19 protein-coding genes are annotated in these 22,718 nt (G+C 69.7%); 11 read left to right on the forward strand and 8 right to left on the reverse strand.

Going from position 1 to position 22,718, the window contains the following annotated elements; translation table 11 throughout:
• Window positions 1-173 precede the first annotated feature (173 nt).
• Window positions 174-593: a 50S ribosomal protein L17 gene (gene rplQ / locus BLU09_RS20850; protein WP_011553362.1), complete on the forward strand. Its 420-nt coding sequence runs from the start codon at window positions 174-176 to the stop codon at window positions 591-593.
• Window positions 594-696: 103 nt separating this feature from the next.
• Here the strand turns inward: rplQ and BLU09_RS20855 are convergent, their stop codons facing one another.
• The 3 genes from BLU09_RS20855 to BLU09_RS20865 form a co-directional block, all read right to left on the reverse strand.
• The gene (locus BLU09_RS20855) at window positions 697-1,281 is read right to left on the reverse strand and encodes a hypothetical protein (RefSeq protein ID WP_244171905.1); all 585 of its coding nucleotides are present in this window, start codon (window positions 1,279-1,281) and stop codon (window positions 697-699) included.
• 132 nt (window positions 1,282-1,413) lie between these two features.
• Window positions 1,414-2,793 carry a tetratricopeptide repeat protein gene (locus BLU09_RS20860; RefSeq protein WP_090491285.1) on the reverse strand — a complete coding sequence of 460 codons (1,380 nt, stop codon included), beginning with the start codon at window positions 2,791-2,793 and terminating at the stop codon, window positions 1,414-1,416.
• 14 nt (window positions 2,794-2,807) lie between these two features.
• Entirely contained in the window at window positions 2,808-3,602 is a 795-nt protein-coding gene (locus BLU09_RS20865; RefSeq protein ID WP_090491286.1) for a lysophospholipid acyltransferase family protein, read from the reverse strand.
• A gap of 235 nt (window positions 3,603-3,837) precedes the next feature.
• Between BLU09_RS20865 and BLU09_RS20870 the strand changes: the two genes are divergently transcribed.
• Genes BLU09_RS20870 through BLU09_RS20880 form a run of 3 tightly spaced genes read left to right on the forward strand, consistent with a single transcriptional unit; the run spans window position 3,838 to window position 7,380 of the window.
• Window positions 3,838-4,452, forward strand: coding sequence for a deoxynucleoside kinase (locus BLU09_RS20870; protein WP_011553366.1), 615 nt, complete (start codon window positions 3,838-3,840; stop codon window positions 4,450-4,452).
• Window positions 4,449-5,624, forward strand: a complete 1,176-nt coding sequence (locus tag BLU09_RS20875) for a DUF2314 domain-containing protein (RefSeq protein ID WP_186817663.1) — start codon at window positions 4,449-4,451, stop codon at window positions 5,622-5,624. Before BLU09_RS20870 ends, BLU09_RS20875 begins: the two co-directional genes overlap by 4 nt.
• Before the next feature lie 55 nt (window positions 5,625-5,679).
• A complete protein-coding gene (locus BLU09_RS20880; protein WP_090491288.1) occupies window positions 5,680-7,380 on the forward strand; it encodes an FHA domain-containing protein in 1,701 nt (566 codons plus the stop codon).
• Between the two features lie 15 nt (window positions 7,381-7,395).
• Here BLU09_RS20880 and BLU09_RS20885 read toward each other — a convergent pair whose 3' ends face one another.
• A complete protein-coding gene (locus tag BLU09_RS20885) occupies window positions 7,396-8,307 on the reverse strand; it encodes a DMT family transporter (protein WP_090491289.1) in 912 nt (303 codons plus the stop codon).
• A gap of 75 nt (window positions 8,308-8,382) precedes the next feature.
• Between BLU09_RS20885 and BLU09_RS20890 the strand changes: the two genes are divergently transcribed.
• Window positions 8,383-9,294 carry a pseudouridine-5'-phosphate glycosidase gene (locus BLU09_RS20890; RefSeq protein ID WP_090491290.1) on the forward strand — a complete coding sequence of 304 codons (912 nt, stop codon included), beginning with the start codon at window positions 8,383-8,385 and terminating at the stop codon, window positions 9,292-9,294.
• Between the two features lie 21 nt (window positions 9,295-9,315).
• Here the strand turns inward: BLU09_RS20890 and BLU09_RS20895 are convergent, their stop codons facing one another.
• The gene (locus BLU09_RS20895) at window positions 9,316-9,801 is read right to left on the reverse strand and encodes a GAF domain-containing protein (RefSeq protein WP_090491291.1); all 486 of its coding nucleotides are present in this window, start codon (window positions 9,799-9,801) and stop codon (window positions 9,316-9,318) included.
• A gap of 99 nt (window positions 9,802-9,900) precedes the next feature.
• On the opposite strand from BLU09_RS20895, the gene BLU09_RS20900 reads away from it, so the two are divergent.
• Window positions 9,901-10,638 carry an SIR2 family NAD-dependent protein deacylase gene (locus tag BLU09_RS20900; RefSeq protein ID WP_090491292.1) on the forward strand — a complete coding sequence of 246 codons (738 nt, stop codon included), beginning with the start codon at window positions 9,901-9,903 and terminating at the stop codon, window positions 10,636-10,638.
• A 55-nt stretch (window positions 10,639-10,693) separates the two neighbouring features.
• Here BLU09_RS20900 and BLU09_RS20905 read toward each other — a convergent pair whose 3' ends face one another.
• Window positions 10,694-12,388 carry a serine/threonine-protein kinase gene (locus BLU09_RS20905; protein WP_167371123.1) on the reverse strand — a complete coding sequence of 565 codons (1,695 nt, stop codon included), beginning with the start codon at window positions 12,386-12,388 and terminating at the stop codon, window positions 10,694-10,696.
• A 122-nt stretch (window positions 12,389-12,510) separates the two neighbouring features.
• On the opposite strand from BLU09_RS20905, the gene BLU09_RS20910 reads away from it, so the two are divergent.
• Window positions 12,511-14,484, forward strand: coding sequence for an ABC-F family ATP-binding cassette domain-containing protein (locus tag BLU09_RS20910; RefSeq protein ID WP_090491294.1), 1,974 nt, complete (start codon window positions 12,511-12,513; stop codon window positions 14,482-14,484).
• A gap of 23 nt (window positions 14,485-14,507) precedes the next feature.
• Here BLU09_RS20910 and BLU09_RS20915 read toward each other — a convergent pair whose 3' ends face one another.
• A complete protein-coding gene (locus BLU09_RS20915) occupies window positions 14,508-15,170 on the reverse strand; it encodes a TFIIB-type zinc ribbon-containing protein (protein WP_090491295.1) in 663 nt (220 codons plus the stop codon).
• 85 nt (window positions 15,171-15,255) lie between these two features.
• Entirely contained in the window at window positions 15,256-17,499 is a 2,244-nt protein-coding gene (locus tag BLU09_RS20920; protein WP_090491296.1) for a sensor histidine kinase, read from the reverse strand.
• Between the two features lie 107 nt (window positions 17,500-17,606).
• On the opposite strand from BLU09_RS20920, the gene BLU09_RS20925 reads away from it, so the two are divergent.
• The 4 genes from BLU09_RS20925 (at window position 17,607) to BLU09_RS20940 (ending at window position 22,568) form a co-directional block, all read left to right on the forward strand.
• Complete coding sequence (locus BLU09_RS20925) at window positions 17,607-20,012, forward strand: lytic transglycosylase domain-containing protein (RefSeq protein ID WP_090491297.1); 2,406 nt, start codon at window positions 17,607-17,609, stop codon at window positions 20,010-20,012.
• A 230-nt stretch (window positions 20,013-20,242) separates the two neighbouring features.
• On the forward strand, window positions 20,243-20,446 hold the full coding sequence (locus BLU09_RS20930) for a cold-shock protein (RefSeq protein ID WP_011553379.1): 204 nt from the start codon (window positions 20,243-20,245) through the stop codon (window positions 20,444-20,446).
• Window positions 20,447-20,580: 134 nt separating this feature from the next.
• A complete protein-coding gene (gene selA / locus BLU09_RS20935; protein WP_090491298.1) occupies window positions 20,581-21,978 on the forward strand; it encodes an L-seryl-tRNA(Sec) selenium transferase in 1,398 nt (465 codons plus the stop codon).
• Window positions 21,975-22,568 (forward strand): HNH endonuclease, encoded by a 594-nt coding sequence (locus BLU09_RS20940; RefSeq protein ID WP_090491299.1) that lies wholly within the window; start codon window positions 21,975-21,977, stop codon window positions 22,566-22,568. The genes selA and BLU09_RS20940 overlap by 4 nt, the downstream gene beginning before the upstream one ends.
• Window positions 22,569-22,718: the final 150 nt, after the last annotated feature.

Raw genomic sequence — 22,718 nt, forward strand, 5'->3', positions numbered from 1 at the left:
GCAGGGCCTCCCCACGTGGCCGCGGTACGGCGGTCAGCGGCGCGAGGGGAGGGGGCTGGGACGTCTTCCGGTCCGAATGACAGCGGCGGGCCTCGTGCCGGGTCCGCCCATCCCACCCGGTACCTGATACGGCCGGAGTGGTGGAGTCCTCACCAGGACTCCGGAGCACGACGATGCGCCATAAGGTCGGACAGAGGAAGCTTCACCGCAGCACGAGCCACCGGCTCGCGATGCTCAACAACATGGTGACCTCGCTGTTGGAGCACCAGGCCATCCGCACCACGCTTCCCAAGGCCAAGGAGGCCCGGAAGATCGCGGAGCGGATCATCACCCTGGGTAAGCGTGGCGGCCTCGCCAACGTTCGCCTGGCGGCCCGTACGGTCAAGGACCGCGACGTGCTGCAGAAGGTGTTCGGCGAGTACAAGGACCGGTACGCCAGCCGTCCCGGTGGCTACACCCGCATCGTTCGGCTCGGCTTCCGCCGGGGCGACGCCGCGGAGATGGCCCTCCTGGAGCTCGTGGACCGGCCGGAGAAGGCCGCTCCCGTCGACACCGAGGCGGCTGCGCCTGCGGAAGAGACGAAGGCGGAGTAGTCCAGTACGGACTGCATACCTGGCCCCTTCGTGAGAAGGGGCTGGGAGCAACGCGAGGGCGCGCTTCCGAGAGGAAGGGCGCCCTTCGTGTTTCCACGGCGGACTACCGCTGCGGCTTGTGAATGCGCTCCCAGGCGGCGTTGAGGTCCTCTGTGAGGTCCGCGCTGTCATCCCGGCTGCGCATCTGGATGGACTGGAAGCGGAGGTCCGCGGGCGCGGCGCCGCTGGAGCCCATCAGCTGCTTGGGGGTGATGGTGATGAACTCACCCGGGGCCACCGTCAGCACCGCCGCCTGGTACTGCCCGTTGACGGTGAGGGTGACGTCGTACCAGGGCTCCTTGCTCTCGTTCCAGATGGTGACCGAGGGCCGGTCCAACCTGTCACTGAGCACCAGGCGCGCGTCCATGTCCCCCTTGCGCACCGTGCTGCCCGGGCACGCAATGGCCAGGCTCGCCACCGTCATCACCAGCCAGCCGGCGATGATGGACGCCTTGTATTTGAAGAAGCGGTCGCTCCGCCGGAAGTCCGCGACCAGCTCCTTGAGGATGGAGAGGCCATTGAGGAGGTGGTTCGACGCATCTCCCGCCAGGCGCTTCCCCAGTGGGCCGTCTGGCTTCTCCTTCAGGAGCGGCTCGGCGCGCGCGGCGGACATCACCCGCAGGTTGGACTGGCTGGGTGCGCGTGGCATGCCGGGGTTCGTCGGCGTGCGCGGCTGAGAGCCAGACGGAGACGCCGCCCGAGGAGGCTGCGTTCCAGGCTGGGGGGGCTTGCGACCGTCGCTCATCGGACAACGAGTGTAGAGGGCTGGGCCCGTGGATGGCTACTGTGCCTTGAGTTGCTGAAGCGCGCGTGACGCCACCGCGTTTTCAGGCTGGGTCTCCAGCACCTTCATCAGCCAACGCTCGGCCTCGCTGGCCGCGGTCTTCCGCGCCTCGGGGCGCGAGGCCTTCATCGCCTGCTCGGTGTAGAGCAACCCCAAGCGCAGGCTGAACTCCATGTTCTCCGGGTCCTTTTCGACCACGCGGCGCAGCTCGCGCTCGGCGGCGGCGAAGTCACCCTCCAGTTGGTACACGAGCGCCAGCTTGCCTCGCATCGCCACGGCTTCCGGTGCCAGGGCGGTGGCCACGGTGAAGGACTCGCGGGCGGCCGTGAGGTCCCTGCGCTCCAGGTGGATGTCACCCAGGTGGAACCACGCGGTCTCCAGCAGCGGATGGAGCGCCACGGCCTTCTCGAAGGAGACACGGGCCGCGTCGGGGCGCTGGCGCGCCAGGTAGAGCTCGCCCAGATAGAAGTGGTTCTTGCCATCGCGGGGGGCGCGTTCGATGGCCTGCTTGAACTCATCCACCGCGCGTCCCGAGTCATCCAGGCGTTGGTAGGCCAGGCCCAGCAGGGCGTGCACCACCGCGACGTCCGGGTAGTCGAGCAGGATTTCCTCGAAGGCGAGGATGGCGTGCTGGGGCGCATCCAGGTCCTTCAGGTAGCGCATGCCTTCTTCCAGCTTGGCCTCGGCGGCCTTGGGGAAGCCGGAGAACGGATCCGCGATCTGCTCCATCAATGCCCGCGCGGTGGAGACCTCGGCCGGCGTGGGCTGGCCCCGCACCACCGTACCCAGGGCTTCCACGGCCCCGGGCGCGTCTCCCGTGCGGTGCAGCGCCTTGGCCAACGGCAGGCGCCAGGCGGTGCGGGCTGGCTCCAACGCCGTGGCGCGCCGCAGGGGCCCGAGCGCCTCCGTGTACTGTTCGGACTCCAACTGCGCGAGCCCCAGCCGGTAGTGGAACTCCGCGGTGTCCGGTGCCAGGGTCGCGGCGCGCTCGAAGGCGGCGACGCTGGGCGCCCCCGCGTCGCGAGCGCGTGAGAAGAGGGCGAGCCCCAGCATGTACTGGTCGACCGCGCGCTCACCCGCCGCGATTCGCTTCTGGAGCTCCGCGATCCACGCGTCCGTCTGCCCCGCCTTCACGTAGGCCTCGGTGAGCGAGCGCGCCACGTCCAGGTTGTCCGGCGTCTGCCGGTGCAGGTCTGTCAGCAGCCCCAGGGCCTTCGTGGGCTGATGCTCGTCCAGGTAGGCCCGCGCCTGGGAGAGCGGATCGGTGGGGCGCGCCTTGGCGGAGTTGGAGGAGGTGGTGCTGCAACCAGTCAGGAGGCCCACGCCGAGTACCGCGGCGCGAATCCAGGGACGGGAACGGAGGTGGCGAATGGTCATCTCGGAGAGGCGTCTCAGGTGGAGGAGAGGGCTCGGGCGCTGGCGTCGCTGACGCCCTCGGCGCCCGCGGCGGCCACGGCGTCATCCACGTCGCCGCCCTTGCCCCCGAGGGACAGGCTGTCCGCGATGATGACGGCACGGACGGCTCGGGCCAGCCCTTCGCGGTCGTTCTCGGCGAACGTGGTCGTGTCGATGGGCTTGCCAATCTTCACGCGGATGGGACCGGGGGTGATGTTCCAGGTGGACTTGGGCATCAGGTCGCCGGAGCCCTCGATGGTGACGGGGCAGACGGGGACGCGGGCCTTCAGCGCCAGGGCGAAGGGGCCCTTCTTGAAGGGCAGGACGCGGCCGTCCGTCGAGCGGGTGCCTTCCGGATACAGGAAGATGCTGGTGCCACCGCGAATCTTGGCCGCTGCCGCGTTGAGCGAGGCGATGGCCTTGGAGCGGTTGGAGCGGTTGATGAAGACGTGGCCCGCGAGCGCCAGGTACCAGCCGATGAGGGGCACCCACTTGAGCTGCGTCTTGGCGACGTAGCGGAAAGGGATGGGGACGGCCAGGAAGTGCGCCGGGATGTCGATGGTGGACTGGTGGTTGGCCACGTAGATGGTGGGCCGATTCGGGTCCACGTTCTCCTGGCCGATGATTTCCAGCTTGGCGCCCCCTGCCCACAGCAGCACGGGCGACCAGAGCTCGCGCGCCACCCAGATGGAGCGCGAGGGGTTGAGCGTGAGCAGCATCGCCAAGGTGGCAATGGGGAAACAGAAGAGCGTCCAGACGCCCGCCACGAAAATGCAAAAGAGCTTGCGCATCCCTCAGCCCGCCTCCTGGGGGCCGATGTTCAGGGCCGGAAGGTGCCCGGGCCCGCGGGCTTGCCCGCCGAAGCTCCCTGGCCAGACGCTCAGGCGGCGACTCCCACGAGGGAGGACGGCGGCACCTGTCACGCGTTGAACGGGACGACGGGGGGGCATGCACTTCTTCTACCACGTCCTACCTACACGTTGTTTCTGGTGCGCGTCGCTCGGCGGGGTTACAAGCAGGGGTGGTGTGGCCAGGAAAAAGTTCATCGCCATCGCGGGCAACATCGGCGCCGGAAAGACGGAGCTGACGTCCTTCCTCTGCCGGAAGTACGGGTTGACGCCCTCCTTCGAACCCAACGACCAGAACCCTTATCTGGCGGACTTCTACAAGGACATGAAGACGTGGGCGTTCCGCTCACAGCTCTTCTTCTTGACGCACAAGTTCCGCCTGCACCGGGAGCTGGAGCGCACCTCCGGGACGGTGCTTCAGGACCGCACCCTTTATGAGGACGCGGAGATTTTCGCCAAGAACCTCCACCGGCAGCGGCTCATCGACAAGCGGGACTGGAAGACATACTGCGAGCTGTACGAGACGATTTCGGAGTCGTTGCGGCCCCCCGACCTGATGATCTACCTCCGCTGCCCAGTGCAGACGATTCGTGAACGCATCCGCATCCGTGGCCGGGCCATGGAGCGGGACATCCCCACCCGCTACCTGCAGCGCCTCAATGCCCTCTATGAGGAGTGGTTCGAGGGCTACCGCCTGTCGCCGGTGCTCGTGCTTCCCACGGACAAGCTCGACTATTTGACCAACCTGGTGGACCGCGTGGACCTCTTTCGGCAGATCGAGAAGCACCTGTGATGGAGGTCTACCTGCTGGCGACGGAGCAGGAGGGCCCGGCTCCCCTCGATGCGCTGCGCGCGTCCTTCGCGAACGATGAGGTGGAGTTCACCCCGGACGCGGACGGCGAGGGGTTCACCCTGCGGGCGGACGGCTCCGAGGTGCTGGTGCGCCTGACGCGGGGCTCCGAGGGACTGCCGCGCTTCCGCAAGGAGGTGTTCAGCGGCAGCCCGGAGGCCTTCGAGCGGCTGGGGCGCGCCAAGGCCTACTACCATCTGTCCGTGGAGCCGGGCGGGGCGCAGCCCACGCTGCCTGTCTTCGAGGCACTGTGGGCTGTGCGCACGCTGCTGGAGCACGTGCAGGGCGTGCTGGTGGACCTCACCGCCTTCAAGCTCCACGAGCCCGACGACGTGGCGGAAATCACGGAGCTGGACTTCGACATCCGCGACCACGTCCACCTCCATGCCGTGGAGGCGACGGAGGGGGACACGCCCCTGTGGGTGCACTCGCATGGGATGGAGAAGTTCGGGGCCCGGGACCTGGAAATCTTCCACCTGGCCGAGAAGGACCTGCTGGCCGCGGAGAGCTTCCTTCACGAGCTGTGCACCGACCTGGCCTTTGGGCAGGGGCCGGCGCTGCGCACCCAGGTGGGCACCAGCGAGGGGCAGGTCTTCACGCTCGTGCCCTCGGAAGAGGCCCGCGCCAACCTGCTGGGCGTCCCTCTGGACACCTTCGAGGGCCATGAGGGGCTCTTCCTCACCGTGGTGTCCCCGCTGGGCCGGCACAACACGTCCCAGCTCCTGGCGCCCTACCGTGAGCGCTTCGAGAAGGAGCCGGAGGAGCAGACCCAGGCCATGCGGCGGGAGGCCCAGCTGGTGCTCCCGTCCTTCCTGGCGCGCTTCCAGCGCAAGGGCCTGATGGAGCCGCTCACCTTCCTGGTGCGTGCTCCTTTCGACACCCACCCCGAAGGGAACACCGTCACGGAGAACCTGTGGCTGGAGGTCATGGGGCGGGACGAGGGCTCCGTGGTGGGCAAGCTCGTTGATGGCGCGGTGCATACAACCGAGTGGCGCAAGGGTGCCCACGTGGAGGTCGCGGAGACCCAGGTCAACGCGCTGGCCATCAGCCGGGAAGGCCGGGCGTTGGACGAGCGGGAACTCCGTGAACTCCTGAACGCCGAACGGCCGATGTAGCAAGCGGCGCCGGGGGCCTTGCCCAGCCATCGCGGGGCGCTAGGCTCCGCGCCCCATGCCCGCCCTCCTGCTGCTCACCGGTCCTTCCGCGGGGCGTCGTCACGACGTGCTCGCGGAGGCGACGATTGGCCGCAGTCCCTCGTGTGAAATCCCACTGGATGACCATCAGGTCTCCCGCAAGCACGCGCTGATTTCCGTGCTGGACGGGCTGGCGCGCATCCGCGACTTGCGCTCGCGCAACGGGACGTTCGTCAACGGCGAGCGCCTCGTGGATGAGGTGGTGCTCAAGCCCGGTGACCAGGTGCGCGTGGGCGTGACGACGGCCCTCTTCGAGCCGCCCCCGGTGACCCTGGTGGCCGACGGGCCGGAGAAGATGGGGCAGGTGCCCATCGAGGAAGTGCTGCCTCACGTGGGCGCGGCGGCGGCGATGTACTCGGCGGGCATTGCCCTGCTGGGCGCGACGAGTGGCGCCCTGGTGCTGCGGCGCCTGGCGGATGAGGTCGCGCACGCACTCAATGCCGACCGCGCGGCCGCGCTGCTGGGCAGCAGTGATGGCTTGCTCACCGCGGCGGTGGCGGGCGCGGAGGCGCTGACGATGCCGCGCGCGCTGGCGCAGGCCGCGCTGGAGCGCAAGGAGCTGGTCCAGACGGATGACGTCCTCTGCGCGCCCCTGGTCGCCTCAGGCGGCATGCCCTTCGGCGTGCTGTACGTGACGCGGGCGGAGCCGAAGTTCAGCGAGGGTGAGGGCCAGTTGCTCGCGGCGCTGGGACGGTTGGGGGGCGAGGCCTACACCACCGTGCGCTCCCGCGTGGATGCGGAGCCGCCCGTGGCCGCGCTCTCCGGGACGTCCCGGCCGCTGCGGGCCTTGCTGGAGCTGGCGCGCCGGGTGGCCGCCAGCGCCGCGCCGGTGGTGATTCATGGCGAGCCGGGCGTGGGCAAGGCGCTGCTGGCGCGCTTCGTCCATGCGCGTTCGCCTCGGGCCCTGGGGCCTTTCATCGTGGTGGACTGCCGGGAGCCGGCCGATGCCGTGGAGGAGGCGCTGTTCGGCCGGGCGAGCGCGCCCGGGCAGCCGCCTGTCGTCTCCGCGCTGCTTCGCGCGGATGGGGGCTCGCTGGTGCTGCTCCATGTGGAGTCGCTCGCGCGGCCTGCTTCGGAGCGGCTGGCGAGGGCCCTGGCGCGCCGCTCAGCGCCCGCGCGGCAAGGCGGCGAGGAGCCCGTGGACGTGCGGGTGCTGGCCACCGCGCCCGCGTCGGTGTCGTTGCTGGCGGCGCGCGGCGACGTGGAGGCCTCGTTGGCTCGGGCGCTGTCGGGCTTCGAACTGGACGCCCCGCCCATCCGCGAGCGGCGCGCGGACGTGCTGCCGCTGCTGGAGCAGTTCGCGGCGCGCGCGGCCCGCCGGATTCGGAAGGAGCCACCGACGCTCAGTCCCGAGGCCCGGCGACTGCTGACGGAGTACGGGTGGCCGCAGAACCTGCGGGAGCTGGAGCTGGTGGGGGAGCGACTGGGCCTGCTGTACGCGGCGAGCCGAGTGGGCGCGCTGCAACTGCCCCCGGAGTTCCAGGAGGGCGGCGACGAGGGCGCGAAGACGTTGCAGGGACGCGTGGCCCGGCTGGAGCGCGATGCCATCGCCGAGGCCCTGCGCGAGGCGTCGGGAAAGAAGGTCCGCGCCGCGGCGCTGCTCGGCATCAGCCGGCCCACGCTGGACAAGAAGATTGAGGAGTACGGGCTCGCGGTGGAGCGGGGGCGCCGGGAGTGAGTCGGGCCGCGGCGCCTACGACTTCCGCCGGCTGAGCAGCACGCCGGAGAGGACGAGCCCCGCGCCGAGCACCTGCGTCCAGGTGGGCCGCTCTCCACGCACGGCCCACGCCGTGAGGGCGGCCACCACGGGGATGCCCGTGTTGTAGAGCCCCGCGCGGCTGCTGCCCACCTTCTGCACGGTGCGGCCCCAGATGAAGTACGCGAGCACCAGCGGCACCAGCGCCGAGTACACGACGCCCGCCCAGGCGCCGGCGCGGATGTTCTCGGTCTCCAGTCGCAGCAGCTCGGGCACGCCCGCGAGCACCACGCCCGGTGCGCCCGTGAGCATGCTGATGGCGGTGATGCGCAGCGCGGACACCTCCGGGCCCACGGTGCGGATGCCCACCGTGTAGATGGCCCAGCAGAGGCTCGCGCCGACGATGAGCCCGTCGCCGAGCAAGGACGCGCCATGTTCGGACGCGCCGCGTCCCCCCAGCACCAGCAGCATCCCCACCACGCCCAGCGCCAATGCCGCGACGAGCGGGCGAGTGAGCCGATCCACGCCGAACAGGGCGCCAAGCGTGGCCACGAGCACTGGCGTCACCGCTGTCAGCATCCCGCTGTTCGCCACCGAGGTGTTCGCCAGGCCGACGATGAAGCACACCTGGTACACGGTGTTGCCCACCAGCCCGAGCCCCAGCAGCTTGAGGAACACCGGGCGCGGAAGCGGCTTCCAGCCTTCGACGCCGAGGAGCAGCGCGCCCATGGCCAACGCCGCGATGGTGAAGCGCAGCGACATGAAGGCCAGGGGAGGGAGCGTCTCCATCGCCTCCTTCACCACCGTGTAGTTGGTGCCCCAGGCAATCACGACGCCGACGATGGCCAGGTCGGACGCGGAGATGCCGCGTGAGGAGGCGGGCACAACGGCGGTGGTGGACGTGGACACGGCGGCAGGGGAATAGGCCCGAGGGGCCACGCGCGCAAGCCGACGTTTGAATCCGGGCATGCTAAACGCCTGGGCATGGACCTACGCTTTTCGGAAGAGGTGCGCCGCGCGCTCAAGGCCGGCCAACCGCTGGTGGCCCTGGAGACGAGCGTCGTGGCCCAGGGCCTTCCGTATCCGGACAACCTGGCCGCGGCCCGAGCGTGCGAGGAGGCCATCCGCCGCGCTGGCGCCGTTCCCGCCGCCACCGCCATCATCGACGGGCAGCTGTGCGTCGGGCTGGAGGAGCCGGAGATGCGCCGGCTGGCGGAGGGCAAGGAGCGCCTGCTCAAGGTGGCGTCCCGGGACCTGGCCATCGCCATGGCCACGCGCGCCACGGGTGGCACCACCGTGAGCGCCACGTGTGAGATGGCCGCCGCCGCGGGCATTCGTGTCTTCTCCACCGGTGGCATTGGGGGTGTGCACCGCGGCGCGTCGGAGCACTTCGACATCTCCCAGGACATCGCCGCGCTGGCGCGCTTCCCCGTCGCCGTGGTGTGCGCGGGCGCCAAGTCCGTGTTGGACCTGCCCAAGACGATGGAGCTGCTCGAGACGGCCGGCGTGCCCGTCATCGGCGTGGGGACGGATGAGCTGCCGTCGTTCTACAGCCGGGGTTCTGGCATCCCCCTGGAGCACCGCGCGGATGACGTGGACACGGCTGCCCGCATCGCCCGCGCCCGCTTCGAGTCGCTGAAGCAGGGTGGGGTGCTCTACACCGTGCCTCCGCCCGAGGAGACGTCCCTGCCTCGCAACGAGGTGGAGTTGCACATCGCCGCGACGCTCGCCGACGCGGACCGGCAGGGCATCCGCGGCAAGGCCGTGACGCCCTTCCTCCTGTCGGAAATGGCGAAGCGCACCGGGGGCAAGACGCTCAAGGCCAACCTGGCGCTGCTCATCAACAACGCGCGCTTCGCCGGTCAGCTCGCCGTGGCGTACGCACGCGCGAGCTGAGTCCCCGGACGCGGGCCGCCGCTACCGCTGGAACCAGCGCACCAGCTCTTCCAGCTCGCGGCGGTCCACTTCGTCGAAGGTGTTCTTGTACTCGGAGTCGATGTCGAGCACGGCCAGCAGCTCCCGGTTGCGGCCGAACACCGGGACGACGATTTCCGATGCCGAGCGCCCGTCACAGGTGATGTGGCCCGGGAAGGCGTGGACGTCCGCCACCACCACCGACTCGCCCTTCGCCGCGGAGGCACCGCACACGCCCTTGCCGAACGGGATTTCCAGGCACCCGAGCGTGCCTTGGTAAGGGCCCACCCGTAGCAGCCGGCCCGGCGTGACGACGCGGTAGAATCCCGTCCACAGGTGCCCGAAGGCGTGGTGCAGCAGGCAGCTCATGGTGGCCATGCCGGTGATGTCGTCGTCGATGCCCTCGAGCACCGCGCGCACGTGCTGCTTCAGCTCGGCGTAGGCTTCGGCCTTGGGCATGCCGCGCAGATCCAGGGTGACTTCCGCCATGATGGGACCTCGCAAGGCGACCTCCCGCGAGCATCAGGCCCCGGTAGGGTCAGCGTCCCATCCATAGCTTGATTCGCTTTCCGCCGCACAGGAGCCGACATGGATTCGCTTATCCTCGATTCGAATACCTGGCTGCTCGTTCTCACGGGCGCGGGAGTCTCCGCTGAAAGCGGAGTCCCCACCTTCCGCGGGATGAGCGGACTCTGGGAGGACCAACCCGTGGAGGCCGTGGCGTCGCCCGAGGGCTTCCGGAAGGACCCGGCGCTGGTGTGGCGCTTCTACTCGGAGCGCCGCAAGGCCGCCGCCGCCGTCCACCCCAACCCGGGCCACGAGGCGCTCGTCGCCTGGGAACGCCACCTGGGGGACCGCTTCCTGCTCGCCACCCAGAACGTCGACGGCCTGCACACGCGCGCCGGAAGTCAGCGGGTGGTGGAGATGCACGGCAACCTCTTCAAGACGCGTTGTAGCCGCTGCGAGCGGCCCCCGTTCGAGGACGCCACCGTGTACCCCGCGGGGGCGGTGCCCGCGTGCGACGCGTGTGGGAAGCAGCTGCGGCCCCACATCGTCTGGTTCGGCGAATACCTGGACCCGGCGGACATCCAGCGCATCGAGGACTTCTCGCTGCGGGCCGCCACCTCGGGTGGACGCTTCGTCTTTCTGGCCGCAGGGACCTCTGGCGCCGTGTACCCGGCCGCTGGAATCGTGGACCAGGTGCGCAATGCGGGCGGGAAGACGTGGCTCGTCAACCTGGACCCGGCGGAGAACTCCAACCGCTTCGAGCACCGCATCGTGGGCAAGAGCGGGGAAGTCCTCCCGACCCTCGCGAAGCTCGCCTGACGCGGGGGGGGAGGACAGGGGGGCACCGCGGTGCTTCCGCGTGCCCCCGAAGGGACTACTCGAAGACGGAGATGTCAGGCCCGGACGGGCTCGCCGGCTTCGGCGGGGGGCGCGGCGAACGCCCGGGGGCCGCGGCTCGCACGGGCTCCAGCACCACGTTCGCCGTCTGCGTATCCCCGGCCACCCGGCGCAGGTTGAGCGTGAGCTCCTTGTCCTGGTGCCCCGGCAAGCGGAAGCTGAAGGAGTGCACCTTGTCGCGGCGGAGCTGGAGCTTCGTGGGCGTGGTGCCCACCATCTCCTCGCCTTCGTAGATGGATGCGCCGGACGGCGTCGAATCGAGGCTCACCGTGAGGACGGACGACTCCTCGGGCGTTCCCGTCGTGCCGGTCGCGGTCTGCGTGGTGGCGGGTGGGGCGTCGCGGGGGACGTTCACCACCACCGGCGTCGCGGGGGCGCTGCCGCCCGGGTTGCCCAGGACCACGGCCGCGCCAATGCCCAGCAGGACCAGCGGCACGGCGACCAGGGCCACCTTCTTGCCGGTGGACATGCCCTCCGGCTCGGGAGGCGGGGGCGGAGGAGGCGGCGCGGACCGGGACGTCTGCGAGCGGACGCGGCTGGGAGAGGACGATGAGCCGCTCGCGCCGCCCTGGGGCCTGGCGACGACGACGTTGGACGGCGTGGAGCCCCGGCCCAGGGTCGGCGCGGCGCCCACCCGCGAGGAGCGGATGCCGCTCTGGCTCCCCTGACGGCTGGAGCGGCTGCGGCTGTTGCTGCCGCGCTCGCTGGCGCTGGGGACGCCGCCGCTCGGCATGGCGTCGAGTTCCTCGGAGGTGAGGTCCGCCACGGTGTCCAGCATCGCGTCGATGAACTCCTGCGCGTTCTGGTACCGGTCCTCCTTCTCCGGGGCGAGCGCCTTCTTGAAGAAGGCATCCAGCGCGGCCGGCACGGGGGCGCCCTGGCGCTTGGTGTTGACGGCGGGCACCGCCTGGGTGAGCGACGCCGTCAGCGCCTTGCGCACCGTGTTCGCGCCGAAGGGCGAGCTGCCGGTGAGGCAGAAGTAGAGCACGCCGGCCATGGAGTAGAGGTCGGAGCGCTGGTCCACGGACTCGCCGCCGGCCTGCTCGGGCGGCATGTACTGGGGCGTGCCCAGCACCTGTCCGGTCGAGGTGAGCTGCTCCTCCTCCTCCGACTCCATGGCCTTCACCAGCCCGAAGTCCAGCACCTTGACGAAGTCCTGACCGCTGAGCTGCTGCACCATGATGTTGTGCGGCTTCAGGTCGCGGTGGACACAACCCTCCGCGTGCGCGTGCGCCAGGCCCTGCGACGCCTGCTCCACGAGGCTCAAGGCCCGTCGCAGGGACATGGGGCCCTGGCGCTTCACCGTCTCCTTCAGGCTTTCGCCTTCCAGGAGCTCCATCACGTAGTAGCAGGTGCCGTCCGGCGACCGGCCGAAGTCGAAGATGGTGATGACGTTGGGGTGCCGCAGTCGGCTGGCGAGCTCCGCCTCCCGGCGAAAGCGCTCGAAGAACTGGGGGGCGGCGGCGAGCGACGGGTTGAGCGTCTTCACCGCCACCGGGCGCTGCACGGACGTCTGGGTGGCACGAAACACCATGCCCATGCCGCCCTGGCCCAGGACGCTTTCGATTTTATAACGGCCGTCGAGCACCTGGCCGAGGAGCTGGAGGCTCTGGCCTGAACAGAGGTGGTCGACGCCGTCGGTGCTTCCGCAATGGGGACAGGGGGCAGCCATGTGGGGCCAGAGTATAGACAGGCCCTGGCCCAACCCGGAAAGCCCCTGTAGGGCCCCAGAGCGAACGGGCGGGCACATCCGACATTCCCGAGGGGCTCGCGGGCTGTTACATCCCCGGCGCCATGAGCCTCGTCATCGCCCAGGACCTCTGTCTCTCCTACGGAAAGAAGGTCCTCTTCGATCAGGACAGTTTCACACTGGGTCCCAGGGACCGGGTGGGCCTCGTAGGGGCCAACGGGACGGGCAAGAGCTCGCTGATGAAAATCCTGGCGGGCGTGGCTCAGCCCGACTCGGGGACGGTGCAGTACAGCCGCAAGGCCCGAGCGGGCTACCTGCCGCAGGAAATCGCCGGGCTGCCGGATGGCACCGTGGTGGAGGCGGTGATGAGCACCGTGCCCGGCCGCGATGCCATGGAGGCGCGCCTAAAGGAGACGGAGGCGGCGCTCGCCGCCGCCACGGACGAGGAGGACCAGCTGGAGCTGTCCCAGTCCCTGGCGGACCTGCACGCGGAGCTGGACGACTTCGAGAACCGCTACGGCCGCCACCACGCCGAGCGCATCCTCAAGGGCCTGGGCTTCCGCGACACGGACCTGGCCAAGCCCACCTCCGCGCTGTCCGGCGGCTGGCGGATGCGCGCGGCCCTGGCGGGTCTGCTGCTCCAGGACCCCGACCTGCTCCTGTTGGATGAGCCCACCAACCACCTGGACGTGCCCACGCTCACGTGGTTCGACGACTTCATGCGCCGCTCCAACAAGGCGCTGGTGCTCATCTCCCACGACAAGGACTTCCTCAACCGGCAGATCAACCGGGTGGTGTCCCTGGAAGTGGAGGGCGTGCGCGAGTACGCGGGGAACTACGACGAGTACAAGCGCCTGCGCGCCGAGGAGAAGGAGCTGTTGAGGGCCCGCGCCGAGAAGGTGGAGTCGCGCCGCGCGGAGCTCCAGGGCTTCATCGACCGCTTCGGCGCCAAGGCCACCAAGGCGCGGCAGGCCCAGAGCCGCGCGAAGATGTTGGAGAAGCTGGAGAAGGTGCAGGTTCTGGAGGAGCGGACGTCGATGAAGTTCCGCTTCCCCGAGGTCGAGCGGAGCGGGCGCGACGTGGTGACGCTGGAGGGCATCACCAAGCGGTACGGCGCGCAGACCATCTACGACGGCCTCACCGGGCGCGTGGAGCGTGGGCAGCGCATCGCCGTGGTGGGCGCGAATGGCGCGGGCAAGACGACACTCCTGAAGATGGTCGCTGGCGAGCTGGCGCCGGACACCGGGACGGTGACGCTGGGGCACAACGTGGTGGTGGGCTATTACGCGCAGCACCACGCGGACAAGCTGAACCGGCAGAACACCATCATCGAAGAGGTGCGCCCGTTGGCCGCGGACAAGCCGGAGAGCTACGTGCGCGGCGTGCTGGGCGCGTTCCTCTTCAGCGGCGACGATGTGGAGAAGCCCATTGGCGTGCTGAGTGGTGGTGAGCGCGCGCGGGTGGCACTGGCCAAGCTGTTGCTGGTGCCGTCCAACTTCCTGCTGATGGACGAGCCCACCAACCACCTGGACCTGGACTCGGCCGAGATGCTGATTGAAGCCCTGAAGGGCTACGGCGGCACGTTGCTGTTCGTCAGCCACAGCCGGAGCTTCATCAACGGCCTGGCGTCGCACGTGTGGGAGGTCGCGGACGGGAAGCTCACGCCGCACCCAGGCAACCTGGACGACTACCTGTACCACCAGCAGAAGCTCCAGCAGGCGGCGGCGGAGGCCTCGGCCATGGCCGCGGGCCAGGCGCGGGGCGAGAAGGTGGCCTCCGGGCCGATGACGGAGAAGGACCGCAAGCGCCTGGAGGCGGAGGCGCGCCAGCGCCGCAGCGTGGTGGAAGGGCCCCTCAAGAAGGAGATCGCGAAGCTGGAGGCGCGCATCGCCGAGGTGGAGGCCGGACAGAAGGAGCGCGAGGCGCAGCTCGCGGACCCGGCCCTCTACAACGACTTCGCGCGCGCCAAGCCGCTGATGGACACGCACCGCGCGAGCAAGGAGGAGCTGGAAGACCTCTATGCCCGCTGGGAGGCCGCGCAGGAGAAGCTGGCCGAGGCGTCCGCGTCACTGGGATGAGGGCCGCGCGGCGCTCGCCCGGCTCATCGGGTGAGCATCCGGTGGAGCAGCCACATCAAGCCCTCGGAGGCATACCCGGCCAGGTTGAGGGTCTGGCCTCCGCGCCGGGTGGGGACGAACATCGGGATGTCATGGCTGCTGAACGTTTCCCTGTAGGGGGTGGCGCCACTGGGCGCGCAGCTCCCGCAGTAGAGGCGCTCCTCCGCGACGAAGCCGTGCTCCAGCCGGAGCTTGCGCCGGCACGCGGTACAGCAGGGGGGCCCTTCGAGCCGCACCGTGGCGCGGGCATCCAGCGGCTCATCGCGGTACGCCTCCACGGCGTCTTGCAGTTGCTGGAGCTCGCCCTCATCCAGGGCCACGCCCGCGCAGCCCGAGCACACCTCCATGGGGACCCCGAACACCTCCACCACGGGAAGGGGCGCGCGGCCACAGCGCGGACAGGTGGGGGCGCGGGTGCCGCAGTGTGTGCACTCCGGGACGGACTGGAGCTCGCCCTGACAGCCCTTGCAGCATCCTGGGCGGTTCTTCGCGCGTCGCAGGAGCGCATCCGACACGGAGCCGCCCATGACTTTCGTGAGCGCTTCACCCTCGAACCACACCGCGCCACAGGCGCCACAGGTCTCCAGGGGAAGCTCACTGCTGGGCGTGAGCTGCATCGAGTTCTGGCAGAAGGGGCATGCGCTCATGGGGATGCCCTATAGGCGCTCGCCCCCAGGGGCGAAAGCAGCAATGTCCGGAAGGTGCGTTCCCCTGGTGTACCGCCCGGTGTCGCTACGCGCGGAGCCGCTTGCGGCGCTCCCGTTTGGCGCGGCCGTCCCCATGCGATGGCTTGCCCGCGTCGCGGAGTTCATCGGACACAGGCAATGACTGCGACGGCCGCTTCCCGGCAGGCAGACCGTCCACGGAGATGGCCTCCGCGGGTGGCTGCTCGGAGGGGAGGGCGGGGAGGCGGATGACGAACGTGGTGCCTTCGCCCATCTTGCTCTGCACGGAGATGCTGCCGCCGTGGTTCTTCACGATGCGTTGGCAGATGGCCAGCCCCAGGCCGGTGCCTTTCTGCTTCGTCGTGTAGAACGGCACGAAGATGTGCGGGTGCTGGTCCGAAGGAATGCCGGGCCCGTTGTCGGACACCTGCACCTCCACGAACTCGGTGCCGGCGCTGCGCAGCTCACCGAAGCGCTCCGGCTTCTCCGTGCGCACGCTGATGCGGCCCTCGCGCGTCTCGAGCGCCTGCACCGCGTTCTGCACCAGGTTGATGAGCACCTGCTTGAGCTGCTCCGCGTCGCCGTCCACGCGCGGCAGCATCAAGTCCAACTCCACGGCCAGGTGGAGGTTGGGCGGCACATCGTTCTGGATGAGCCGCATGGTGCGCGTGACCACCTCGTTGAGGTCGGTGGTGCCGAAGCTCTGCTTCAGCGGGCGCGCGTAGTCGAGGAACGCCGTCACCACGCCGTTCAGCCGGTTGACCTCCTCGACGATGACTTCGAGGAACTCCGCGTCTTCGCCCTGGTAGTGCGCCGGGTCCAGGCACTGCGCCGCGCCCTTGATGGCGCCCAGCGGATTGCGAATCTCATGCGCGAGACCCGCCGCCATCTCACCCAGCGCGGCCAGGCGGTCCCGCTCGCGAATCTTCTCGTAGAGCTTGGAGTTCTCCAGCACCGTCGCCAGCCGCTCCGCCACCTCCAGGATGATGGCGATTTCGTCGGACGCGAAGGCCTCCGGCACCCGTTCGTCCCACAGGTTGAGGAACCCGATGACGCGGTCATTGCCCATCAGCGGCACGGCGATGCCGGCCTTCACCTGCACCAGCGCCGTGCGCGTGTCGTTGAGCCGCTTGAGCTCGTCCCGGTAGCGCTTGCCCTCCACCGCCTGCAGCCGCATGGTGGCCATGCGGCGCTCCACGTTCTCCCGCAGCACCGCCTTCTGTCCGCTGGCCGCCGCGAAGAGCAGGCCGCGCGCCACCGCCGTGTCCAGGAAGGCCACCGGCAGCGGCCCGCGCGAATCCAGCAGCCGGTACCCGGGCCGGTCCTCCGCCAGCAGGTACACGGAGGCGTGCGTGACGCGACCCGTCTCGTGGAGCGTGTCCAGCACCAGCCGGGCAAGCTCGGAGATTTCGATGACGTTCGCCATGCGCGCGCGCAGCGCGCCCAGTGAGTCCAGGAGGGCGAAGCGCTCGCGGAAGAAGATGCGCACCACCATCTCCTCCACCTTCACCTTCAGCGGCTCCAGGAGGATGAGGATGACGAACGCGGCCACCACCGTGTTGAAGAGGAAGAGGCCGGTGTTCTCCTTGCCCCACGCCGTCAGCACCGTGAAGACGGCGGCCAGGATGCTGGCCAGCACCGTCTGCGAGGCGATCTTGCCCAGCAGTTCGTGCAGGTCCATCAGCCGCAGGCGCAGCAGCGTGTGGGCCAGGAAGAACAGGTACAGCGTGGAGAAGACCGACCCCAGCGTGGGGAAGGGGATGCCGAAGCTGACCAGGAAATCCAGCGCGGAGAAGAGGATGGCCGCGCCCGCGCCACTGGCCAGGTACGCCAGCCGGAACTTCTCGATGCGCGACTCGGTGGTGCGGACCCGGTGGAGCAGCAATGAACCGTAGGTCAGCAGCGTGCCCAGCACCCACACGCCCATGCCCACCCGGGCCCAGAGCTTGTCGGCCAGAGGGGTGACAGCCACGGTCAGCCCCAGGACGGCGGACAGCAGGGCGAGCCGGCGGCCCACCAGGTTCGTCCCCTTGCTGACCCCCAGGAACTCCAGGAAGAAGGCCACGGCCGCGCCCGGCACCAGGGAACCCACCAGGATGGTGGCGCCCACGAAGATGCGGGAGGTCCACGGGTAGTCGCCGGCCGGGAAGACGCTGTGAAAGAAGAGCGAAAGGTAGTAGCCGGCCACCGTCAGCGCGAAGACGGAGTACAGCGTCAGTACCCTGGGCCTTCCGGGCCGCAGCAACATGGACACGCCCAGGGCGAGCCCGATGATGGATGCCAGCAGCGCGCTCTGTGTCCGGATGTCCATGAGGAGGCGGACAGTCTAACCTGTGTCAGCCTCCGGAAATTTTCCATGACCTGCCGGTTGTCCTGGGGCGAGCCCGCGCGCATCTCCCTGGGACCCAGCCCCCGCGTATGAAGCCCTTCCTTTCCAAGCTCGCCGTCGCCGCCTCCGCGCTCCTGATGACCGCGCAGGCACCCGCCCCGCAGGCGGTTTCGTCCACCCCGGCCGAGCCCGAGGCGTCCGAAGCGCCGGCCCAGCACCCCAGCAACGCGCCTCCAGAGGCGCAGCTGTCGCCCCCTCCCGACTCGGAGAAGGCGCCGCTTCCGGTGGGCTACGTGGAGGTGCTCAACCCCGCCTTCCCCAATGCCGCGCCGCCCACACCAGTGGTGCACCGGGGCCGCCGCTACGCGCTGGAGGACCTGGCGCCCTACTTCGGCGAGGGCAAGAAGAAGGAGGCCCGTGACGCGTTCGACCGTGGACAGTACACGCGCGCCCGCGAGCTGCTGAAGGACGAGGGTGACAGCCCGCCGGTGCGCTACCTGCGCGCCCTGGCCGCCGTGCGCGCCGGAGATGACGCGTCCGCCGCCAAGGAATTCGCCGCGCTGGCCCCGGACTATCCCGCGCTGAAGGACCGCTGCCTGACGCATGGCGGCGTGGCGCTGGAGAGCCTGCGCCGCTTCGATGAGGCCGCGGTCCTGCTGGAGCAGGTGCCACCCGAGTCCAAGCTGTACGTGGACGCGCGCCTGGCCCTGTCGCGGGTGCTGCGCAAGAAGAAGGACGCGGCGGGCGCCATGGCCGCGCTGGAGCCGCTCACGTCGCGCGCGGCGCCCAGTTGGGGCCGCAACGTGGGCGCCGAGGCGCTGATGGCCATCGCCGACATCGCCGCGGAGAAGAAGGACAAGGCCGCCGAGCGCGCCGCGCTGTGGCGCCTGTGGGCCGCGCACCCGCTGTCCGCCTTGTCGAAGCAGGCCGAGAAGCGCCTCAAGGGGCAGACGCCGCCCGTCGATGCGCGGGTGGGGCGTGGCGAGGCGCTGGTGGAGCTTCACCGGAACAAGGCCGGCCTGGAGCAGTTGGAGCCGCTGCTGCCGAAGCTGGCGCTTCCGGACCCGCTGGCCTGCCGCGCGCACTTCGCCTTCGGCAAGGGCATGCGCAAGGAGCGCCAGCACACGCGCGCCATCCAGGTGCTGACGCCCGTGGCGGAGAAGTGCCAGGACCGCGACCTGCTGGCGCGCGTGCTGTACGTGCTCGGCTCGTCGCGCTCCATCGTCGACCAGGCGCGAGGCACGGAGACCTACGAGCGGCTGGCGCGCGAGTTCCCGGACCACTCGTTCGCGGATGACGGCCTCTTCTACGCGGCCGACCTCTACCTGAAGACGGGCCGTCCGAAGGAGGCCATGGCCCGCCTGGACACGTTGGCCCGGCTGTACCCGCAGGGGGACTTCCTGGGCGAGGCGCTCTTCAAGGCGTTCTGGATTGCCCGCACCACGGGCGTGGAGGACTCCGGCCTGTCGTTCCTGGACCGCATCGAGGCGCAGTTCGCCAAGGCGGATGAGAGCTACGACGTGGAGCGCGCGCGCTACTGGCGGGCGCGGACGATGCAAGAGAAGGGCAACATCCAGGGCGCGGCGGAGCTGTTCGAGAAGCTCTCCGTGGACCACCCGGCGACCTACTACGGGCTGATGGCGCGCTCGCAGCTGGCGAAGGTGGACCCGCCGCGACTGGAGAAGGTGTCCGCCGAAATCTTCACCGTGCCCGAGGCCGCCAGCCCCTGGCCGCTGTTCGCCGGCCCCATGGGCGAGGACCCGCACTTCCGCGCGGGCGTGGAGCTGTACCGCCTGGGCTTCAAGGAAGCCGTGTCGTCCGAGATGCTGGCCGTCAACCGGACCAATCTGCCCGCGGAGTCCGTGCGCCTGCTGGTGCTGGTGCTGCACGAGGCCGGGGACGAGCGCTCCGCTCATGCGGTGGCGCGGCTGGCGCTGCGGAAGGACTTGAGCGGGCGCATCACGCCGGAGACGCGCGTGGTGTGGGAGGTGGCCTATCCCAACGCCTTCCGCGACAGCATCGAGAAGCACACCGCGGACGCGGGCGTGGAGCCGGACCTGCTCCAGGCGTTGATGCGGGAGGAGAGTGCGCTGGACCCCAAGGCGCTCTCGTGGGCGGGAGCGATGGGCCTCACCCAGTTGATGCCGTCCACCGCGAAGGGCGTGGCGCGCGAGCTGAAGCTCAAGCGCTTCAGCGTGGACCAGTTGCTCCAGCCCGACCTCAACATCCGCATGGGGGCCCACTACCTGGGCGGCTTGCTCAAGCGCTTCAACGGGCACACGCCCTATGCGGTGGGCAGCTACAACGCCGGTCCTGGCGCGGTGAATCGTTGGAGGTCCGACAGGCCGGACCTGGCGCTGGACGCATGGGTGGAGGAAATCCCCATCTCCGAGACGCGCGGCTACATCAAGCGCGTGCTGCGCTCCTTCAACACGTACCAACTGCTGTACGGACGGGCGCCCAAGCTGCCGGTGCTCAAGAGCGCCGCGAAGTAGGTGCGCTGCCGCCATCCGGGCGCCTGCTGGGTGGTGTCGGTGGAGAATTCGTGCGGAATGGGGCGCGGATGCCGCGGGTTATGTCCACACCCGGAAAAAGGGTGCCTGCGTGTGGGGGACCCCCTATGCAACTGGCCGGAAACGTGACACATGGCCAGGGCCGCACCCTCACACGGCGTGGCAACCAGCTCAATTCATGAAGCTGGTAGAGAAAGACGAAGAGAAGCGTAATGGCGACTGGTACCGTGAAGTGGTTCAACGACGCGAAGGGCTTTGGGTTCATCATGCAGGACGGCGGGGGCGAGGATCTCTTCTGCCACCACACTGCGATTCAGACCCAGGGCTTCCGCACGCTGCAGGAAGGCCAGAAGGTCGAGTTCGACGTGGCCCGTGGCCCCAAGGGCCTGCAGGCTCAGAACGTTCGCCCGGTCTGAGTACCTACTGAGCGCTCATAGCGCTTAGTCCGAAGGCTCAGTCTCCCCGAGGGAGGCTGGGCCTTTTCCTTTTGTCACCCCGATGTTCCAGGGCGCGCCTGGAACTTGCCCGGCGGCTCCCCTAGACTCGGGGCGTGGGCGCCCCGTCGAACAGTGGAGACGGTGGGAAGAATGCGCTCTTGCGCGCGCTCCCCTCCGTCGAGCAGCTCCTGCGGCGCCCGTCGCTGGAACCCCTGTTGAGCGGAGTCCCCAGGGCCCGTGCGGTGGCCGCGCTCCGGCTGGCGGTGGACCGGGCCCGGGGCCGGTTGGTGGCGTCGGGTGGGCCGGGCTTCGAGGACGCGGACGTCCAGCACGCCCTGGACACGCTGGCCACCCCGGGGCTGCGGCCCGTGCACAACGCCACCGGGGTGGTGCTGCACACCAACCTGGGACGCGCACCCCTGGCGGCCTCGGCCGTGGCGCGTGTGGCGGAGGTGGCCCGGGGGTACTCCAACCTCGAGTACGACCTGGATGAGGGAGAGCGGGGCAGTCGCTACGCGCCGTTGGTGGGGCTGCTGCGCTCGCTGACGGGCGCGGAGGACGCGGTCGTCGTTAACAACTGCGCGGGCGCGGTGCTGCTGGTGCTGGCGGCGTTGGCGTCCGGCCGCGAGTGCGTGGTGTCGCGCGGTGAGCTGGTGGAGATTGGCGGCGGCTTCCGTGTCCCGGAGGTGATGCGGCAGTCGGGCGCGAAGCTGGTGGAGGTGGGCACCACCAACCGGACGCGGCTGTCGGATTACTCGGCGGCGCTGGGCCCGGAGTCGGCGCTGCTGGTGAAGGTGCACCGCTCCAACTTCGCGTTGGTGGGCTTCACGGAAGAGGTGGAGGTCGCGGAGCTCTCGGCGCTGGGCCGCGCGCGCGGCGTGCCGGTGTTCCAGGACCTGGGCGCGGGCGCGCTGGTGCCGCTGAAGGGCGAGGGCCTGAGCCGGGAGCTCACGGTGGCCCAGGCCGTGGCGGCGGGCGCGGACGTGGTCGCCTTTTCGGGAGACAAGCTGTTGGGAGGACCCCAGGCGGGAGTCGTGGTGGGCCGGTCCGTGCTGCTGGCACGCATCAAGGCCCACCCGCTCATGCGGGCCCTGCGGGTGGACAAGCTGACGGTCGCCGCGCTCGAAGCCACCCTGGCGCTGTACCGGGATGGCCGAGCGGACGAGGTTCCGGTGCATCGCCTGCTCGCCCAGCCGCCGGAAGACCTGCGCGCCCGGGCGGTACGGCTGCAGGGCCTGCTGGCGGGGCGGGGTGTGCGTGCGCGGGTGGCCAGTGTGGAGGGGCAGGTGGGTGGGGGTGCCATGCCGCTGGCCAGGTTGCCGTCCTCCGCGTGCATCCTCACCCTAGGGACGCCGGAAGAATTCCTGGAGCGCCTGCGCGGAGGAATGTCGCCGGTTATTGGGAGGATCGCGGATGGCGAGGTGCTCCTCGACGTCCGGTGTCTCGAGGAGGAGGAGCTCCAGGCCGTCGCGGATGCCGTCGCGGCCGCCATTCCAGGGAACCCGCCATGATCAACAGCGCCGTGCTTGTCCTCAACCGGTACTACCAGCCGGTGCATGTCACCTCGGTGAAGCGGGCGTTCTCGCTCCTGTACCTGGGGGTGGCCAAGGCCATCGACTCGCAATACCGGCTCTACGAGTTCGCGGATTGGGCAGCGCTGAGCGCGACACAGGACTGCATCACCACCATCGAGCGCACCATCCGCGTTCCCCGTGTCCTGGTGCTCAGCGCGTATGACCATCTGCCCCGAGGCCGGGTGCGCTTCTCCCGGCTCAACATCTACGCGCGCGACAACGACACCTGTCAGTACTGCGGCAAGAACCTGCCGCGCAGCGAGCTGAACCTGGACCACGTCATGCCGCGCACGCAGGGCGGCAAGACGACGTGGGAGAACGTGGTGTGCTCCTGCGTGCCCTGCAACCTGAGGAAGGGGGGGCGCACGCCGGAGCAGGCCCACATGAAGCTGCTCAAGAAGCCCGTGCGCCCGCGCTGGACGCCGCTGTTCCGCGGCGCCACTCGCAAGGTGACGTACCGGGAGTGGCTGCCGTTCCTGCATCTGGCGGATGCGTCGTACTGGAACGTCGAGCTGCTCGACGAGTAGCGCCTGCCTGGTGGGCATCCGGGCTCGCCGCAGGGGCTGGAAACACCGGGAGTGACGGGTTTCCGGCGCATGTGCGGGCCGGGATGTTCCACTGAACGGATGCAGAAGGCCGGGGAGTCGACGCGACCCCGGGTTCGGGATTTGATGGGG

This window comes from Myxococcus virescens, assembly GCF_900101905.1.
GTDB classification, from domain to species: Bacteria; Myxococcota; Myxococcia; order Myxococcales; family Myxococcaceae; genus Myxococcus; species Myxococcus virescens.

Bases quoted from the DNA above. Each gene is read 5' to 3' on its own strand.
- BLU09_RS20865 (WP_090491286.1), bottom strand. From the start codon at position 3,602: ATGCGCAAGCTCTTTTGCATTTTCGTGGCGGGCGTCTGGACGCTCTTC.
- rplQ (WP_011553362.1), top strand. From the start codon at position 174: ATGCGCCATAAGGTCGGACAGAGGAAGCTTCACCGCAGCACGAGCCAC.
- BLU09_RS20915 (WP_090491295.1), bottom strand. From the start codon at position 15,170: ATGAGCGCATGCCCCTTCTGCCAGAACTCGATGCAGCTCACGCCCAGC.
- BLU09_RS20925 (WP_090491297.1), top strand. From the start codon at position 17,607: ATGAAGCCCTTCCTTTCCAAGCTCGCCGTCGCCGCCTCCGCGCTCCTG.
- BLU09_RS20920 (WP_090491296.1), bottom strand. From the start codon at position 17,499: ATGGACATCCGGACACAGAGCGCGCTGCTGGCATCCATCATCGGGCTC.
- BLU09_RS20855 (WP_244171905.1), bottom strand. From the start codon at position 1,281: ATGCCACGCGCACCCAGCCAGTCCAACCTGCGGGTGATGTCCGCCGCG.
- BLU09_RS20910 (WP_090491294.1), top strand. From the start codon at position 12,511: ATGAGCCTCGTCATCGCCCAGGACCTCTGTCTCTCCTACGGAAAGAAG.
- BLU09_RS20860 (WP_090491285.1), bottom strand. From the start codon at position 2,793: ATGACCATTCGCCACCTCCGTTCCCGTCCCTGGATTCGCGCCGCGGTA.
- BLU09_RS20940 (WP_090491299.1), top strand. From the start codon at position 21,975: ATGATCAACAGCGCCGTGCTTGTCCTCAACCGGTACTACCAGCCGGTG.
- BLU09_RS20905 (WP_167371123.1), bottom strand. From the start codon at position 12,388: ATGGCTGCCCCCTGTCCCCATTGCGGAAGCACCGACGGCGTCGACCAC.
- BLU09_RS20930 (WP_011553379.1), top strand. From the start codon at position 20,243: ATGGCGACTGGTACCGTGAAGTGGTTCAACGACGCGAAGGGCTTTGGG.
- BLU09_RS20900 (WP_090491292.1), top strand. From the start codon at position 9,901: ATGGATTCGCTTATCCTCGATTCGAATACCTGGCTGCTCGTTCTCACG.
- BLU09_RS20880 (WP_090491288.1), top strand. From the start codon at position 5,680: ATGCCCGCCCTCCTGCTGCTCACCGGTCCTTCCGCGGGGCGTCGTCAC.
- BLU09_RS20890 (WP_090491290.1), top strand. From the start codon at position 8,383: ATGGACCTACGCTTTTCGGAAGAGGTGCGCCGCGCGCTCAAGGCCGGC.
- BLU09_RS20895 (WP_090491291.1), bottom strand. From the start codon at position 9,801: ATGGCGGAAGTCACCCTGGATCTGCGCGGCATGCCCAAGGCCGAAGCC.